Annotated in this window: 14 protein-coding genes; 3 read left to right on the top strand and 11 right to left on the bottom strand. The window is 46.5% G+C overall.

The window, feature by feature from the left end; translation table 11 throughout:
* Positions 1–226 precede the first annotated feature (226 nt).
* The 3 genes from MEALZ_RS01940 to MEALZ_RS01925 all read right to left on the bottom strand — a co-directional run bounded on the left by MEALZ_RS01940 (position 227) and on the right by MEALZ_RS01925 (position 3,656).
* Positions 227–1,762, bottom strand: coding sequence for a GGDEF domain-containing protein (locus tag MEALZ_RS01940; protein WP_014146901.1), 1,536 nt, complete (start codon positions 1,760–1,762; stop codon positions 227–229).
* 44 nt (positions 1,763–1,806) lie between these two features.
* Positions 1,807–2,427, bottom strand: coding sequence for a thiol:disulfide interchange protein DsbA/DsbL (locus tag MEALZ_RS01935; RefSeq protein ID WP_014146900.1), 621 nt, complete (start codon positions 2,425–2,427; stop codon positions 1,807–1,809).
* A 560-nt stretch (positions 2,428–2,987) separates the two neighbouring features.
* Entirely contained in the window at positions 2,988–3,656 is a 669-nt protein-coding gene (locus MEALZ_RS01925) for a c-type cytochrome (RefSeq protein WP_014146899.1), read from the bottom strand.
* Positions 3,657–4,074: 418 nt separating this feature from the next.
* On the opposite strand from MEALZ_RS01925, the gene yihA reads away from it, so the two are divergent.
* Entirely contained in the window at positions 4,075–4,683 is a 609-nt protein-coding gene (gene yihA, locus MEALZ_RS01920; protein ID WP_014146898.1) for a ribosome biogenesis GTP-binding protein YihA/YsxC, read from the top strand.
* Between the two features lie 379 nt (positions 4,684–5,062).
* On the opposite strand, the gene MEALZ_RS01915 is transcribed toward yihA, so the two are convergent.
* The 4 genes from MEALZ_RS01915 to MEALZ_RS01900 all read right to left on the bottom strand — a co-directional run bounded on the left by MEALZ_RS01915 (position 5,063) and on the right by MEALZ_RS01900 (position 12,815).
* On the bottom strand, positions 5,063–5,944 hold the full coding sequence (locus MEALZ_RS01915; RefSeq protein WP_014146897.1) for an MBL fold metallo-hydrolase: 882 nt from the start codon (positions 5,942–5,944) through the stop codon (positions 5,063–5,065).
* 338 nt (positions 5,945–6,282) lie between these two features.
* Positions 6,283–7,131: an HDOD domain-containing protein gene (locus MEALZ_RS01910; RefSeq protein ID WP_014146896.1), complete on the bottom strand. Its 849-nt coding sequence runs from the start codon at positions 7,129–7,131 to the stop codon at positions 6,283–6,285.
* A gap of 606 nt (positions 7,132–7,737) precedes the next feature.
* Positions 7,738–10,461: a DNA polymerase I gene (polA, locus tag MEALZ_RS01905; RefSeq protein ID WP_014146895.1), complete on the bottom strand. Its 2,724-nt coding sequence runs from the start codon at positions 10,459–10,461 to the stop codon at positions 7,738–7,740.
* Between the two features lie 233 nt (positions 10,462–10,694).
* Entirely contained in the window at positions 10,695–12,815 is a 2,121-nt protein-coding gene (locus MEALZ_RS01900; protein WP_014146894.1) for a RelA/SpoT family protein, read from the bottom strand.
* A gap of 124 nt (positions 12,816–12,939) precedes the next feature.
* Between MEALZ_RS01900 and MEALZ_RS01895 the strand changes: the two genes are divergently transcribed.
* Together MEALZ_RS01895 and MEALZ_RS01890 are read left to right on the top strand one after the other, a co-directional pair.
* Positions 12,940–14,262 carry a UDP-glucose dehydrogenase family protein gene (locus MEALZ_RS01895; RefSeq protein WP_014146893.1) on the top strand — a complete coding sequence of 441 codons (1,323 nt, stop codon included), beginning with the start codon at positions 12,940–12,942 and terminating at the stop codon, positions 14,260–14,262.
* 171 nt (positions 14,263–14,433) lie between these two features.
* Positions 14,434–14,697: a ComEA family DNA-binding protein gene (locus MEALZ_RS01890; protein WP_014146892.1), complete on the top strand. Its 264-nt coding sequence runs from the start codon at positions 14,434–14,436 to the stop codon at positions 14,695–14,697.
* A gap of 254 nt (positions 14,698–14,951) precedes the next feature.
* On the opposite strand, the gene MEALZ_RS01885 is transcribed toward MEALZ_RS01890, so the two are convergent.
* From MEALZ_RS01885 to MEALZ_RS01870, 4 genes are all read right to left on the bottom strand, one after another.
* A complete protein-coding gene (locus tag MEALZ_RS01885) occupies positions 14,952–15,401 on the bottom strand; it encodes a hypothetical protein (RefSeq protein WP_014146891.1) in 450 nt (149 codons plus the stop codon).
* 109 nt (positions 15,402–15,510) lie between these two features.
* Entirely contained in the window at positions 15,511–16,410 is a 900-nt protein-coding gene (locus MEALZ_RS01880) for a DMT family transporter (protein ID WP_014146890.1), read from the bottom strand.
* Positions 16,411–16,586: 176 nt separating this feature from the next.
* Entirely contained in the window at positions 16,587–17,543 is a 957-nt protein-coding gene (locus MEALZ_RS01875) for a YbgA family protein (protein WP_014146889.1), read from the bottom strand.
* A 28-nt stretch (positions 17,544–17,571) separates the two neighbouring features.
* Positions 17,572–17,991 (bottom strand): DUF1499 domain-containing protein, encoded by a 420-nt coding sequence (locus MEALZ_RS01870; RefSeq protein WP_046061316.1) that lies wholly within the window; start codon positions 17,989–17,991, stop codon positions 17,572–17,574.
* Positions 17,992–18,002 lie beyond the last annotated feature (11 nt).

The raw sequence follows: 18,002 nt of genomic DNA, 5'->3' as shown, positions 1-18,002 counted from the left end.
AAAGAAAAAAAGGAATATTTTAACTATTTGATTTTCTATAGTGTTTTAATGCGTTTGCCCTGCCGAAACCGATACAAAACTCATAGCTCCAGGAAGTTATTTTTCACGAAATCCTTAGGCTAAACCGGAAAGTTGGGGATGGGTTAAATAACCCGCCCCGCATGAGTATAAAGGTAGTAAAAGATGCACGAAGCGCATTCTACGATTCGCGCTTATGCCCCAAGACTCATCCAGCCATGCAACGATTTCTGCCCATTTGCTTGGCTTTATAAAGCGCCTTGTCAGCCCGATCGAAAATCGATTCGGCCGTGTCGCCTTCTCGGAATTGACTAATACCGCAGGACAAGGTAATAGTAAGAAACCCGCTACCTGAGTTGAAACGTGTTTTTTCGATAATTTTTCGTAACTTATTGGCCAGCGTCAATGCCGACTCCTGATCGGTTTCAGGAAGCAACATTGTAAACTCCTCCCCCCCGAAGCGCGACAAAAAATCCAAGTGTCGGCAATTTTCACTCAATAATTTAGCAATGATTTTCAACGTTTTGTCGCCGGCTTTATGGCCCAATGTATCGTTAATATTTTTAAAATGATCGATATCCCAGATGATCAGCGTCAATGGGCTTTTATGCCTATTCCAACGAGTTATTTCGAGCTCGAGACGATTATCGTAAGCCATCCGATTACCGAGCCCTGTCAAAGGGTCGCGTAATGCCCTATCAAGGGCTATCGATAATTTTAATTTCAGATCGCTCGATTCGCTTTCCATGCGTTTAATTTTATCGGTCAATTCATTCAGCTGTCGCTCGGTTTTTTGCCTTGCTCTTTCCTCATTTTCCCGATGGTGCAAAATCTCCTTATTGATTAGAGCAATACGGGTACCGATCAACTGCTTAAGCGGTTCCAATGTGGTTGCTTTAGCAGAGCTGTCTTGTAATTCCTGCATTTGCGTCGAAACAAAGCGATCGAGTTCGTTACGGTTGATCTGAGATTGTCGATTCGCGTCATTCGCACCGATCGCTTGCAAGCCTAACTCGGTTAATTGCTCGGTTAACTCGGACAAAAAATCCTTAATATCTTTTTGTTCGGATTGAATATGATTTTTAATTTTAACTAACAGAGAAACATAATCGTTTAATAATTGCTTGAACGAAGAAGCCGAAGATTGATTTTGCAGTCGCGCTTTTAACCGCTCGGTCGATTCCTCGAACTCGAATGGAATTTCAATATCCTCTAACAATAATAGAAGCTGCTGACTGAGAATCTCGGTTTTGATTTTATCGGCGTGACCCGATGGAGCGAAGGAAGACGCTATAGATTGAGGCTCAGTTGCATTAACCAAGGCCAAAAACAACTCATCGTTGGTTTTAAATTCACCGCTTTCGAATTTTTGCTGCAATACCTTTAAAAGCTTGACGGTCTTGTCATCGGAATACAATTTGAGCAAATAATCAAACAAAAGCGCGGCATCAAAAGCGCTTATCCCGGAATCATCAATATTGAATGAAAACTTGGTCAAGCCTTCGAGTTCTATTTTTAATTGCGCACTCTTCAACCCGGATTTAACCGTTTTATGAATCCGCATCAAAAAAGGGTCGAGTTGATGATTCAACCCTTTCGCCGCTAGAGTCAGGCGGGTTATTGTTTTACATAACAGTACTTCGTTTTCTTGCGTTTGCTTGTCGGCAGTTTCCTGCTCTTCAAGCAACTTGAAATACTTACCTTTCCATTCGCTATCAAAATCTTTCCTAGACCAAGCAGCCATAGAGCAAACCTCTGATTCAACCCGGAGCCATCGGGCGGTTAATATTATTGACTAGAACTTTCCTTTTCTATTAGACGATTCATGACTTCAATCATGTTTTGCTGAGTCTTGGCCAGCGACCCGCTTGTACGGTACTTACCGTTAATAATCAGAGCGGGAACGCCATTGACACCATAACGAGCCGCCATGGTTTTAGCTTGGCGCACTTTGTAATCGACAGGAAAAGAGTTATAGGCATTGCGGAAATCGACCTCACTAACGCCATGTTCGCTAAAGAACTTAAGCAGCTGATCCTCGCTTTCCAATTTTTGTTTTTTGTTCTGAATCGCATCGAAGAAATCGGCATGCACCTTATCGACGACACCTAGCGCTTCTGCGGTGAAATACGCCTTGGCATGCTTTTCCCATAAGCTATTAAAGATAGCCGGCTGCCGGATAAAATCAACATTATCGGGCTTAGTTTTTAGCCATTTGTTCAAATCGGGTTCCAAATGATAGCAATGCGGGCAGCCGTACCAAAAGAACTCGATCACTTCGACCTTATCGGGGTTTTGAGTCGGTTGCGGCGTAGACAAGACTTCGTAACCCGGAGATTTTGCATTTACCAGGCCGGCTAAACCAAATAACACAAAAAAAGCACTAGCAACAATTTTATTATTTAACATGATTCAAGTTCTCCTTAAAAATACAGGCTCGATAAAAACATATTGACGCCAATAAAGACAAATATACCTTTCGCACTTCAAATTCCGGCAGCGCCTGAGGAGGCGCCTGGGTGTCCGGTCGATTTTCGCTCCTGCAAAATCGACATTCACGCCATCCATGGCGCTCATAAAGGCTTTGCCTACATGGACGTATTTACGACGTCCTTTGCGGACACCCAGGCGCCGAATTTTGATCTACGACGGGTATATAAAATATTAAAGCCGGGCAAAAATGACATAGCGGGAAATTTGATTTTACCGATCCGCTAAGGATTTCGTGAAAAATAACTTCCTGGAGCTATGAGTTTTGTAGCTGGTTCGGTCGTTAAACAAGCACACGGATCGTGAGAAATGCTCTTAATCGGAGGATTACAATAGCGGTCACCTTTCGCACTTCAAATTTCGGCAGTGCCGGAGGAGGCCTTGGGGGGCTGGTTTACGGCGTCCTTTGACGAGCACCCCGAAGCTGAATTTCATCTACGATGAGTATAAGTCGCTTTATAAAAGCAATCGCGCATTGCTTACTTCATGACCGAAATATGATAAGAAACCGCTTTGATTTCGCGTTCAGTCATTTTTTTGGCAATCATATGCATCATATTTTCGGAGTTATTACTCCGCTCGCCGCTTTTGAAATCCATGAGCGTCTTGATCAAATAATCGGCATGCTGCGACTTAAGCGCAGGAAATGCCGCCGGCCTGTTCCCTTCGCCAAACGGGCCATGACAAGCGATGCAAGCAGACACTTCACTCGCCAACACCCCATTCCGGTAAAGATCGCTGCCTAAGGCCAATAGCTCTTTGATGTCTTCACTGGCATCTGCAGAATCCTCACTATCATCTTCGTCTTTTTGCAAGACCGGTAGACTATTCGTCGAAATCTTTTGCTCGGCATAATAGGCGGCAATATCAGCCATATCTTTATCGCTCAAGCCCATCGCGATCGGACTCATCATCGGATTATTTCGCTCGCCGCTTTTAAAGGCATTAAGCGTCTTGATCAGATAAGAGGCATGCTGTTGAGCTAACTTCGGAAAATTAGTGACTGCACTATTGCCGTTTTCGCCGTGACACCCCGCGCAGGCGGTCGCTTTTTCTTTTCCTGCCTTACTATTGCCTTCTGCATGTAGAATGACCGGCTGACTCATGAACAACAGAGCAATTGAAAGTGCCAATAGTTTATTTTTCATTAGATTCCCCTTCCGGAATAGTATACTTCTAGCGATTACATTTTAATTATCTAGCCGGCTCTTTTGTCCGATAGCGGCATTGCAAAAAAACAGTTATACCCATGGTTAAATCAAAATTCGGCACCGGGACGCTTGCAAAAGACTCACCACCTCAATTGTCTATCATTCAAATTCATAGCTAATTAAGGATCGAAAAAGAGAGCCAATAGCATTATTGCCAAGCACAATAGCTTCGTCACAAAAGCCAAAAACATGTGCGCTCGAAGTATAAATCAAAAAAGCCGTTCCTAACGGTTTTTCAATGAACCGCGCCGATTTGCGAACCCAAAAGTCCAGCACGGAAGCCCCTCAAACGGCACACGCCTATCGGGTCTATCCGGAAATTTTACTCTAAATACTCTAGCTAAGCGAGATAACGATGAATCCAGTGTATCATCAAGCAAAATTCATAAACAGCGCCCCTCATGTTAAAGACGCCCCTGAGGATATAGGACTCGAAGTCGCATTTGCGGGCCGCTCCAACGCGGGTAAATCCAGTGCAATCAATACGTTAACCGGTCAAAAATCGTTGGCGCGTATCAGTAAAACCCCTGGAAGAACGCAATTATTGAATTTTTTCTCGATAACGGAAACCACGCGCTTTGTCGATTTACCGGGCTATGGCTATGCCAAAGTTCCCTTGGAAATCAAAAAACAATGGCACCGCATGATCGAAACCTATCTAAATAATCGTAAAACGTTATGTGGCATTGTGTTGGTGATGGATATTCGCCATCCACTGACCGAATTCGATCGACAAATGGTGGACTGGTGCAAACAAACCCGGTTGCCTTTACATATTTTGCTAACTAAAGCCGATAAATTGAAATTCGGCGCGGCAAAAAACACCTTACTAGCCGTGCAAAAAGAAATTTCCGGAGCTCAAGTTCCAGTCACGGTTCAATTATTTTCGGCATTAAAGAGACAAGGCGTCGACGAAATCCATCAATTACTCGACCAATGGCTGAACTTTGAATCGTCATCATAATCTCGAAATAATTTCGATGCTCCTTACGCTTTTTCAACATATACTCCCTTTATAGTCAAAAAATGGCTAACTTTATGAAGGCATGGGGTGTGGCTAGCGAGGAGTCGGCAGCAGGGAAAGCTGCCATTAAGCCCCCATGAATGGGTTTACCCAGCACCTAAATTCCATAGTCCATTGGCCATGGTTAATTGTCTTGGATAATTCATCCAGCACCTAAATAAGCCATGATTTTGAATCATTGCCAAAGACCTATGGAATTTAGGTGCTGGATTTAGGTGCTGGGTAAACGGCGTCCTTTGACAGGTCCCCGGTGCCAAATTATGATCTACGATGATGGGTATATTTCTAACCCAATCCTAAAATCCGGACGACATCGCCTTTAGATATTATATTCAATACCTTCGCGCGCCATATTTAACTCTATATCTAAATTTTGGTACTGTTCGAGCAATTGACGATAGATGTTATCCAAATCCATATCGGTGCGATTGGGTTCGTGATGGGTAAAAAACAAGCGTTTAGCATCGGAACGGACCGCCAAGTTTAGCCCTGATTGATAGGTTCCATGCCCCCACCCCCTTTTAAACACATACTCTTCCTCGGTATAGGACGCATCGACAATCAATGCATCGACACCATGTAGAAAGGCGCACACTTCGACGAATCTTTCATCGACCATGGATTGAAAAGGCTCGTATTCCTGATCTTCGGGCCGGTAAATATTAAATAACGGCTCGTAATCCCCGGTAAAAAAAACAGACCGGTCGTCGCACTCTATGCGATACCCGAAATTTAGGACAGGATGATTCAACAATAACGGTGTAATTCGAGCATCGCCCACCATAACGCTTTTACCTGGTGTCAAAGTCACATAACGAACAGTAGCTTTTAACTCGGCCTCCCGAATCGGAAAAAAACTGTATTGCAATTGAACAGCCAGCGCCCTTTGTATACTTTGTTGAGTGACTGGATCCAACCCGCCGTATATCGTAATCTGATTGCCCCGCATAAACGCCGGCGTAAAAAAAGGCAGACCTTGAATATGATCCCAGTGCGTATGGGTAATGAAAATATGCGCATCGACCGGCTTGCCCTTATCCAATTGTTGCGATAACGAATAAATACCGGTACCCGCATCGAGAATTATTAACTCCCCGCTATCGGTACGAATTTCTATGCAAGTAGTATTCCCGCCATATTTGACAGTATTAGGCCCCGGTGTCGGAATGGAGCCACGAACGCCTCTGAATTTCAATTGCATGCAATCCCTCGATTCAGCGTTGAAAATATATGTTTCGCACTTCAAATGTCGGGAGTGCTTAGGAATATGCACAAAATAACTTCTACAAGTAGTAGGCTTTGCGGAGGTTCGGTGACTCGCTTTGACAGGACGCCGTGAATACGTCCGTGTAGGCTTGACGGCGGCTATCCCTGCCGCCGACACCTGTCAATCGAGCCACCGCCCCCCCCTTCCAACAGTTGTCTAAGTTATTTCATGCTCGTTCCTTAGGGTTTGATCTACGATGGATATACACGCTGCCATACAGAGCGTAATGCAAAAATTATGTACACTCCCGAACCTAAATTACAATTGAGCGATCACTTGCAACTAATCATCATTAAAGCCTCTGTTCTAATCGTGCTCAAATCACCTAACGAAACGATCAGTTCCTCCGAAGACAAACCGAACAACGAGAACTGCGCTTCCGAATACTTATCGATTACCGGATTACCGCCGTCACCAAAACGCAAGATTTTACTGATTTGATTAGCTACAGCAACACTATCGCGCAAGACGTCGGAGCCGTCCTCATCGTGATGATGCTCGATCGCAGCACCGATGCCTTCAGAAAAGCACCACTTATCAATTAGTAGCTTACCCAAACGAGCGTGATCGATACCTAAATACTCCCGCTCCATCAAATGTAAAGAAACACTCCGCTTACGGCTTTCCATCAACGCATTACTAAAGGATTCGGGCAAACACTGCGCAAAAACCAACTTTCCAAAGTCATGCAATAAACCGGTAACGAAATAATCGCTGCATTTATTTGGCGATAAACCTTGTCGCTCGGCGAGTAATTTTGTGATCAATGCGGTAGTCAAAGAGTGCATTAAAAAACCATTGGCATTTAAGCCCGCTTTTTTATCGGGCTTAAGAACACCGATTGCCGCAATGCCCAACGCCATATTCTTGACCGTATTGATTCCAAGATGGACGACAGCGCGCGTTATTGAACTAATTTTTTGAGGCAAACCGTAATAAGGAGAATTAACAACTTTCAAAATCTTGACCGTCATCACCGGATCGCATTCGATAATTTGTACAAAATCCTTGGCGGAAGATTGATTGTCATCGGCTAACTTTAAAATACTTTGCACGCTTTTCGGAAAAGCCGGCATACTCTCCACAAACATGAATAACTTGTTGTCGACAGCCGCAACCATTGGAAATGCTCTCTTTAGATAAATGTCATGATGTGAGTATCAACACAACTTTTTAAGGCCGTGTCATTCCGGCATAGACTACCGAAGTCTTGTCACAAGGACACGAAATACCGAAAAGCTTGCTATATATGGGGCAGAACTTAGGATTTCGTGACAAATAACTTCCTATATACCCATCGCAGATCAAAATTCGGCGCCGGGGTGTCCGTCAAAGGACGCCGTGAATACATCCCTGTAGGCTCTATGCCAGCTCCATGCCGGCAAAGCCTTTGCCGCACACCCTGGCGCCTCCTTAGGCAATGCCGAAATTTCAAGTGCGAAAGGTATAACTATCCGCTTTGTAGCAGGTTCAGTTACTTCCTTAAAAGAACGCCGAAATTTGACTGATAAAGGGTATCGTTACAATAAGCATAGCAGAGAAACGCTATCGGAAAGAGAGCCCCAAAGATAAGAATGCATTCAATGGGGCTTGAGGAAAAGAATCAGTCCATTAAAGAGGGGGAGGGGAATGGACTGATCCAACGTCATAACTGACGTATAACATTACGATTTAATAATATTGGAAAAGTTCAATCCTTATAAAAAAGGTAATGCGCCTAAAAAAGACTAATGCGCCTCATCCCAATTCAAACCGGTACCGATATCGACGATCAACGGCACATCGAGCGTTGCCGCAGAACTCATCAAATCTCTCAATCTTTCGATACAATTAGACACGGCCGATTCGGCGATTTCAAAAACTAATTCGTCATGCACCTGCATGATCATTCGGGCATCGGGCGAATCTGTTTGAAGCCAACGATCGCAAGCGATCATCGCGCGCTTTATGATATCGGCGGCGGTGCCTTGCATCGGCGCATTGATTGCGGTTCGTTCGGCGTATTGACGGCGCGCGGGGTTGCGCGAATTGATTTCCGGCAAATAAAGCCTACGGCCGAATAAAGTTTCGACATACCCCTGGTTTTTCGCCAACTCTCGGATGTTATCCATAAATGCTTTGACACCGGGATACCGCGCGAAATACATGTCGATATAAGATTGCGCCTGCCCTCTGGTCAAGCCTAATTGCTGCGCCAAGCCGAACGACGACATGCCGTAAATCAAGCCAAAATTGATCGCCTTGGCCGAACGCCGTAAATCGGCGGTAACTTGCTCAGGCTCGACCCCGAAGACCTCGGCCGCGGTCGCGCTATGAATATCCTGCCCTTGTTTGAAAGCTGCCAAAAGACCGGCATCGCCGGACAAATGCGCCATGATGCGCAACTCGATTTGTGAATAATCGGCCGCGACCAGTACATAGCCCGGCGGCGCGATGAAAGCCTGCCGAATCCTTCTGCCTTCGGGACTGCGAATCGGAATATTCTGTAGATTGGGATCGGACGAAGACAAACGGCCGGTCGCCGCGACCGCCTGATGATAGGAGGTATGCACACGCCCGGTTTTCGGATTGACCTGTTGCGGCAATTTATCGGTATAAGTCGATTTCAGCTTGCTGGTCGTGCGATGCTCGAGAATCAAACGGGGCAACGGATAATCGGCGGCCAATTCCTGCAGCACCGATTCGTCGGTCGACGGCTGCCCGGTCGGGGTTTTTTTCAGTACCGGCAAATTCAGCTTATCGTAAATAATGCTTTGAATTTGCTTCGGCGAACCCAAATTGAATGCCTGCCCGGCCAGGTCGTGCGCATGCTGCTCGATCGAGGCAATCTGGGCGGCCAACTCCTGGCTCTGCCGCGCCAGCATTTCGGTATCGAGCAGCACCCCGTTCCTTTCGATACGCGACAACACTTCGACCAGAGGAATTTCGATTTCTCGATACAATTGCACCAACGACGGATTTTGGTCGAGTTTTTTACTCAGAACTTCATGTAAACGCAAGGTGATGTCGGCATCTTCGGCGGCATAAGGCGTCGCCTGTTCGATAGCGACTTCCTGAAACGGAATCTGTTTCGCGCCCTTCCCCGCAACATCTTCGTAATGTATCGTCGTATAGTTAAGATACGTCTTCGCCAAATCATCCATGTTGTGCTTAGTCGCGTTACTGTTCAACACATAGGATTCGAGCATGGTATCGTGAGCAATACCTCGCAGTTCTATACCGTGATTGGCCAGCACGTTGGCGTCGTATTTAAGATTCTGTCCCAGTTTGGCTTTATTCGGATTTTCCAGCAGCGGCCGCATTTTTTCCAATACGGCGGATCGATCCAATTGCTCCGGTGCATCCGAATAATCGTGCGCGACCGGCAAATAAGCGGCATGCCCGGCTTCGACCGCAAACGATATCCCGACGACTTCGGCGCGGCAGTAATCAAGACTGGTCGTTTCGGTATCGAACGCAAACAGATCGGCCTTGTCGAGCCGCTCGAGCCAACGTTCAAAATCGTGTTCGGTCAAGATCGTTTCATAGCGCGCATCAATCGCTTGCGGACTTTCGACAGCTTTAGCGTCCCGGCCGGAGCCGACACCGGCGGACTGCTCCAGTATTTTCAACCAAGACGTAAAACCCAATTCGACAAGCATCGACTTGAGTTCGCTTTGATCGACCGGATTCATTTTTAATTCCTCCGCCGAGCATGGCAACGGAACATCGCAATCAATCGTGGTCAATTGCTTCGACAACGGCAGTTGATCGAGCGCGTTGCGTAGATTTTCGCCGACCTTACCCTTGATTTGATCGGCGCATTCGATCAATCTTTCCAGCGTTTGATATTCGTTTAGCCATTTAGCCGCCGTTTTCGGCCCTACCTTGGGCACGCCGGGAATATTGTCGACCGTGTCGCCCATCAAGGCCAAATAGTCGATGATTTGTTCAGGCGTCACGCCGAACTTTTCGATCACGCCTTGGCGGTCGGTACGGCTTCCGGACATCGTGTTTTCGAGCGTGATATGCTCGGTAACCAATTGCGCCATATCCTTGTCGCCGGTTGAAATGACGACCTGAAATCCGTCTCGCTCGGCTTGCTTTGCAAATGCGCCGATGACATCGTCCGCCTCGACATCGGGCTGCATGATCAAGGGCAGGCCCATCGCGCGAATCAAGCGGTGCAAGGGCTCGATCTGTACACGCAAATCGTCCGGCATCGGCGGTCGATGCGCCTTGTATTGATCGTATAGATCATGTCTAAAGGTCTTTCCAGGCGCATCGAAAATAACGCCGATATAATCGGTCGGATGGTCGGCCATCAATTTACGCAGCATATTGGCCACCCCGTAAATCGCATTGGTCGGCGAGCCATCCGGGCTCGTCAATGGCGGTACCGCATGGTAGGCGCGAAATAAAAAAGACGAGCCGTCGATTAATACCAAATATTTTTGTTTGTTTTGGGTCATGCCGATGTGTTTGTGATTTAAATTAAGGATTTCGCGATAAATATACCTTTCGTACTTCAAAATTCGGCAGGTGACTAAGGAGGCACCGGGGTGCTCGACAAAGGCTTTGCCAGCATGGAGCTGGCATAGAGCCTACATGGACGTATTCACGGCGTCCTTTGACGGGCACCCTGGCGCCGAATTTTGATCTGCGATGAGTATAACTTACTGGAGTTATGAGCTTTTCCGAAACCCTAAGTTTTACGCTTAACTTCCAATATATTCGGTAATTGGCTGATTCTGCCGAGCACCGAACTCAACTGGGCGGTGCTTTCGATATTGATCGTCATCGTCAGTATCGCCGATAAATCCGGATGGGTTTTTAACGAGGCATCGATAATATGCGCCTTAGCATACATCATGATACGAGTCACGTCGCTGAGCAGGTTTTGCGCATTGAAAGCATGGATAATAATCGGCACATTATGGCGAGATGGCTGCTCCGAACTCCATTCCGCATCGATCAATTGCGGCTGCTGTTCGGGACTGAGCGTCAAAATATTTTCGCAGTCGCGCCGATGGATTGTGATGCCTCGCTTATGCGAAATGAAACCGATGATATCGTCGCCTTTGACCGGACAACAACATTGCGCCAAACTGGTTACCACATTATCGATACCGGCAACGGTGATGACCGATTTTGCCGCCGTTTTGCTCTCGCTCCCTCTGGCGGAAGGATAGGCGGGCTCGGCAAATTCGGGGATTTTCAGCGCGGCAACCAACTGCCGATTAGTAATATCGCCACGACCTATTGCTTCATAAAAAAGCTCGGCGTCGTTAAATTTGAAATGGCTGAGCAATTCACCCATCTCAATCGACTTCAATCCTAATCGTTTACTTTCTTTATCCAGAATTTGTTTGCCGAAAACAACATTTTCGGCTTGCTGCTGTTGTCTAAACCAACTTCTGACCTTCCCGACCGCCCGCGGCGTTTTTAAATAACCCAAGTTCGGGTCGAGCCAGTTATGATTCGGCTCGCCGTTTTTAACCGTGATGATCTCAACCTGATCGCCCGACCTAAGCTTATATGTTAAGGGCTTGATACGTCCGTTGACTTTCGCCCCGCGACAACCGTGCCCAATTTCGGTATGTATCGTGTAAGCAAAATCGAGAGGCGTCGAACCCTTGATCAGATCGATCAATTTTCCGGCCGGCGTCAACACAAAGACCCGATCCGAAAAAAGTTCGGTTCGAAAATTTTCGACCAAATTGTCGCCGCTATCCTTATATTCCAGCAATTGGCGCAACGAAGCGATATTCTTTTCGGTCGCGGCATTGTGCTTACTGCCTTCCTTGTAACGCCAATGCGCGGCAACCCCTAATTCGGCAAATTCATGCATCGAACGAGTGCGAATCTGAATTTCGATACGATTGCCTTTGTGGTCGACGATCACGGTATGCAAGGATTGATAACCGTTTTCCTTCGGGTTGGCAATATAATCGTCGAATTCTTTAGGAATGTATTTCCAATAACTATGCGCCAAACCCAATACGCTATAACAAGCCGTCAAGCTATCGACGATCACGCGCACTGCAAGTAAATCGTAAAGATCGTCGATAGCTAACTGCTTGCGGCGCATTTTGTTCCAAATGCTGTAAATATGCTTGGGCCTTCCATAAACCTTTGCCGTAATACCTTCTTCCTTAAGAATTCGACGGAGGTCTTCTATAAATGTTTGAATACAATCTTCGCGATGAATGCGCTTATCGGCAAGCGATTCGGCAATGCGCTTATAATTATCCGGCTCGAGATAGCGAAACGCTAGATCCTCAAGCTCCCATTTGAATTGACTCACCCCGAGCCTGTTCGCCAACGGCGCATAGACATCCAGGGTCTCTTGCGCGATAAACCGCCGAACACCCGGTTCTTCCGCCGATATTCCCCGCAGACGCTCAATACGATAGGCTAGCTTGATCAGCACCGAGCGCACATCGTGCGTCATCGCCAATAGCATTCGTCTGAGCGTTTCATTTTGATTGGGCTCGTGTGTCAACTCCGGACTATAGACGCGCAAATTATTGAGCCAATTGACATCCTTGACTAAACCCGCAACCGTTTCGCCGAATTGTTGCTTAATTTCGGCTGCGGCTAAACGACCGGCTAATCGCGAATCGCTTAATAACGCAGCCAATATGCTGGCCAAATCGCTATAAACACTACCCAAAATCATCGCGACCGCAATCCCTTTTGGTCTAATATTAAGCGGATTGCTATCGGCCTCATCGACAAGAGCCAAAGCCTTCTCAATTTGTACGGCATCTTCGGCGGAAAATCCCGAAAGTAGCTTTTCGATTTGCGGTAGTTGTTTTTTCATGAGGCGATTGTAACTGATTCGAAAAAGTTGGCAATCATGATAGGCTATCGCGCGTTAGTGTTGAGGCTCATTCGCTAGAATCTCGAATATTCTTTATTTATATTGTAAGGGTAACTCAAAGATTATGAAAATCACTGTATTTGGAAGCGGTTATGTCGGCCTGGTGACGGGAACTTGCTTGGCGGAAGTGGGCAACGATGTGATCTGCATGGATATCGATGAAACCAAGATCGAAAAACTCAAGCAAGGCATCATCCCGATCTATGAGCCTGGGCTGGAAGCCATGGTTAAAGAAAATCAGGAAGCCGGTCGTTTGCGGTTTACCGCCGATGTCAAAGAAGCGGTCGGTCATGGTTTATTTCAATTCATCGCGGTCGGAACGCCGCCTGACGAAGACGGTTCAGCCGATTTGCAATATGTTCTTGCGGTCGCTAAAAGCATTGCCCAACACATGGAAGGTTATCGAGTCGTAATCGATAAATCCACGGTACCGGTCGGCACTGCCGATAAAGTCAAAGTAGCCATGAACCAAGTACTTCAAGAACGAGGCAAGAATGACTTGGAATTCGACGTCGTGTCGAATCCCGAATTTTTGAAGGAAGGCGCCGCGCTCGACGATTTCATGAAGCCGGACCGTATCGTTGTCGGAACCGACAACCCAAGAACCGCCGAATTACTCAAAGCACTCTACGCTCCGTTCAACCGCAGCCGCGAACGGGTTATCACGATGGATATTCGGTCTGCCGAATTGACTAAATATGCCGCAAACGCAATGCTGGCGACCAAAATCAGCTTCATGAACGAGCTGGCTAACTTAGCCGAAAAATTAGGCGCCGATATCGAACATGTCCGACAAGGCATCGGTTCGGACAGTCGCATCGGTTACAGCTTTATCTACCCGGGCTGCGGCTACGGAGGCTCATGCTTTCCTAAGGACGTCAAAGCATTGGAACGGACCGCAAAGCAAGTCGGATATCAAGCCGAGTTATTAAATGCCGTCGAGAATGTCAACGACCGACAGAAAAAACGTCTATTCGAAAAAATCCAGCATTATTACGACGGCAACCTGAAAGGTAAGGTTTTCGCTATATGGGGTTTGTCGTTCAAACCCAATACCGACGACATGCGCGAAGCGCCTAGCCGAGTGTTGTTGGAAGCTTTGATCGATGCCGGCGCCACCGTTCGAGCTTACGACCCTGAAGCGCTGGAAGAAGCTAAGCGTATTTACGGCAATAAAAAAGGCTTGGTTTATACCGAAGACCAAAACGAAGCGCTGGAAGATGCCGATGCGTTAGCGATTGTAACCGAATGGAAACAATTCCGTAGTCCGGATTTCGATCATTTGAGTCAAATCTTGCGCGACAAAGTTATTTTCGATGGCCGTAATATGTTCGAACCCGCTTTTGTCAAACAAAGCGGTTTGGCTTATTACGCGATCGGGCGTTAACGGACACAGTCGGTTTTTGCTAGGTTTTTCGCAAAATATTCTTGAATTTTTAAACCGGACAACTATCATTACTAGCGAATAGATTAAGGCGATCGTGGACCGTGGTTGGCTATAAACTTAGACTGTTCAAATATTTAATTCCACTTAAGCAATCTTAATAAGAGAGAAAATATGAACAAAATAATAGTTTTATTAGCTTTACTTTCGTTTAACGCGTTTGCGGCACCGGTCAACATCAACAATGCCGATGCTCAAACGATTTCCGAAGCACTGAAAGGCATTGGTCTGAAAAAAGCAGAAGCGATCGTGCAATACAGAACCGAAAACGGTGACTTTAAATCCGCCGAGGAATTGGCCAATGTTTCCGGAATCGGAGAAAAAACAGTTGAAAGCAATAAGGCCGATATTTTACTTAGCGATCCCGCTAAAAAATAACCCGCTTCGTTAAACGAAACAGCCGGTTGGCAATTAAACCAACCGGCTGTTTTATATTGTTCGCTAATCAAAATTAGCCGCCGATTCGCTCCACACTCGGCATATTGTGCGGCACGAACCCTCTATACAACCGACACAAACCTACAACAAGTCATTGAATTAAATAATTATTTTTTACGAGCATCATGGTAAAAAGCTTTTTCTAGATTAATTCATAACAGCCCCAGACTTCCACCGGCTATATTTTTGGCTTTCTAGCTTGTTAAAGGGTAAACATGCGCTATATGCTCGCTTAATGATCCTAAATCCACTTCATTAGCAGTTATGTTTTTTAACCCCTTTTCTTCTAAGCTACCAATTACTTTATTAAAACTTTCAACTCCTTCTTGGTAGGCTGATAAATATTCTTCAGAAGAAGACATTTTTTCCGGGTGCTGCCGACAAATAGTCATGCCATGCTTCGGAAACAAGCGTTCAAAAAAGTGTAGGTTGGTAAGCCCGTTTATCTTGGGATTCGTTATGCCCGCAAAAGTCGCGGCCACTGCTACCGACCCCGCTAAATAGCCGATCAAATAATCATCCTGCAATACCGATACAGGCAAAGCCCCGTCATTACTAGACCTTATGTCGTGAAGAATCGGATGGAATAGTCGTGCGACTGACTCGGCAATTTTAACGTTTTTCGGTTTTAAAAAGTCCAGCATTAGCCCTCCGGAACGATCGCTGTGATTTAAAGTATGACCATAGTAAATCAAAAGTCGGCATTACCGTTGTATTTCGTGCTTTCAATTGTTAATGCAAACATAGCCTTCATCAAGCCCTTCTGATCGCTGTTTTGTTTTTTTCTTTCCTGAATAACCCGCTATATTGATGAAGCAGCAAGGCGCCCATGATTAATCCGGCGCCAATCATAACCTTTTCATTAAGCGGTTCGCGGTTGACCGCATTGCCGATCAATAGCGACATAACCGGCGTCACTAAGGTGATCAAGGCAACCTTTGTCGCCGGAACATGGATCAGCACATAATAATACAGAGCGAATCCAATTGTCGTGGCAACGGCTCCTAAATATACAATCGATAACAGACTCTGCACCGGAATGATATCGGGCCAAACGCCGTCGCCTCGGTACCAGGTAATCAAATACAACGGCACTGCTACTAACAAACCGCCGGTCACTTGCGTTACCGACGGCAAGGCCGCACCAATGCGTTTGACTAAAACCGAGCTGGCCGATTGCAAAAATGACGCAAGCGTCACGCCGCCAATACCCATTGCGGCATCCCGGCTAATATCCATAGCCGTGCCGAACATCACCAATAAGCCGGCAAGCCCCAAACCATAAGCAATTAATTGCAATAAGCCAAGACTGCGTTCATTGAGCCATAATGCCGACATGAACGCGGTCAACATAGGCGTCAACCCGAAAATGACCGAGATCCAACCGGACGGAATAAATTGTGCGGCCCAGTAAACCGACAGCATCGCTCCGTAAATTTGCAACGCAACCGCAAAATAAGTCAACCATGCCTTTCGATCGACAGGAAATTTGCGCCGGGCAAACAAGACAAAAGGCAACAAACAAGCCAGTCCAATGACCATACGCGCGGCAACGCCGAATAAAAACCCCGGACCTTCGCCACTCCATTTAATCGCTAAAGGCGTTGTCGACCACAGTACGATGATTAAACAAAAAGCCAGAAAAATGCGCATCTAAAAGAACACTGGCTAAACTTGCAATTTAGTGACAAATAACACCTTGAAGCTACGAGGTTTGCCAATAGATGAATCTGGTGATCGCTCCCGCAGAAAACACATTTCACCTTTCACCTTTCACCTTTCATCCATTATCGCAAGAATGAAAAAGAAAAATAATATAGAGCCCAATCCTAAATCTCATTCAATACCGTCAATTCTTCAGGATAAGGCGACATATAATAGGATTGCCCGATAAACGGGTCCGGCTGCCTGCGAAAATGATGACGAAGCAACGTGATCGGCACGATCAACGGCAACAGCCCCAAGCGATAACGCTCTATCGTTTCAGTCAATTCGGCTTTGTCGTCCGCATCGAGCGATTTTTTCAAATAACCCTGAATATGCTGTAACACATTGACATGATTACCCCGACTTGCCGTTTTCTTGAGACAGCGCATTAAGTCAGTACCATATTGCCCTGCAATTTCCTGGGCGTTGCCTTTAACGGCACTGGCGGCTAAGCGCCCGAGTTCCCTAGCCTCGTTCTGATCGTGGCTCATCGCAATCAGTTTATGTTGGCTGTGAAAAATAGTGAGCCGACTCGGTGTAATCGGCTCAGCGCACAACAATTTCCAGCGATACATCACATAAACCCGTTGAATAAAATTCTCGCGCAACCTCGGGTCGCCTAAACGCCCCTCCTCTTCCATCGGCATCAGCGGAAAATTGTCTTTGACGAATTGCGCGAAAATGCCCGTGCCGACCCGATCGGCATGATCCTCTCGATATATTTTGACTCGCGTCATTCCACAACTCGGCGAATCCTTCTTCAAGATATACCCGCATAATCCGGAAAGCCAGTGCCGCTGCTGCTCAGCACAACCAAGCAATTGATCGGTCACATCGATACTGTGGTCCTTGACGCCGACGCAACGGACGCCTCGGTCGGTATATCTGAGCTGAATCGTCGGGCGTGGAATACTCATGCCGCTCTCAACCTCCGGACAAAAAGGCACAAACTCGAAATAGTGGCTCAAGGTCTTACGAATATAGGCATTGCTTTTATGACCGCCGTCAAAACGGACTTCCTCGCCAAGCAGGCAACTGCTGATGCCAACCCTGATTTTATGTGCGTGTTCTTTCATCATAGTCTCTCCATGGCGCTATATCCATGCGCTATCGATCTGCTGTTTTCGACAACCGCTGATAACGGTTTTTAATCGATTCCAGACGCCTACGGTTGACTCCAAAGTCGGAATAACCGACACGCGATGCGGAACGCAAATGAATTTGCCGATTACCGGAATCGAGTCTAGCTTCGACGTCATCGGTAAAACGCAGCATCGGCGTTTTGAAAATCGCCCAGAGATAGTCGCCGGAAACACTTTTCAACTCGCCCCCTTCACCGCTAATTGCCTGCTGCAGCTTTTGCCAGGCCTCATCCGCCGAAAGGTCGCCGAAGGCTATCGGTTCAATATCGTCCTGTTCACTGTTCACACAGTTAGGCGAACCCGGGCAATTTTTCAAGTGACCGTCTACCAAGCCAGGCGCGCTTTCTGCCTGAGCATTTTTAATGAACCACGCAAAACATAGCATTATCAATATCT

Origin of the sequence: Methylotuvimicrobium alcaliphilum 20Z, assembly GCF_000968535.2 — a bacterium.
GTDB classification, from domain to species: domain Bacteria; phylum Pseudomonadota; class Gammaproteobacteria; order Methylococcales; family Methylomonadaceae; genus Methylotuvimicrobium; species Methylotuvimicrobium alcaliphilum.
Note: the sequence above shows the minus strand (reverse complement) of the source record. Positions and strands in the feature narration are given on the sequence as shown.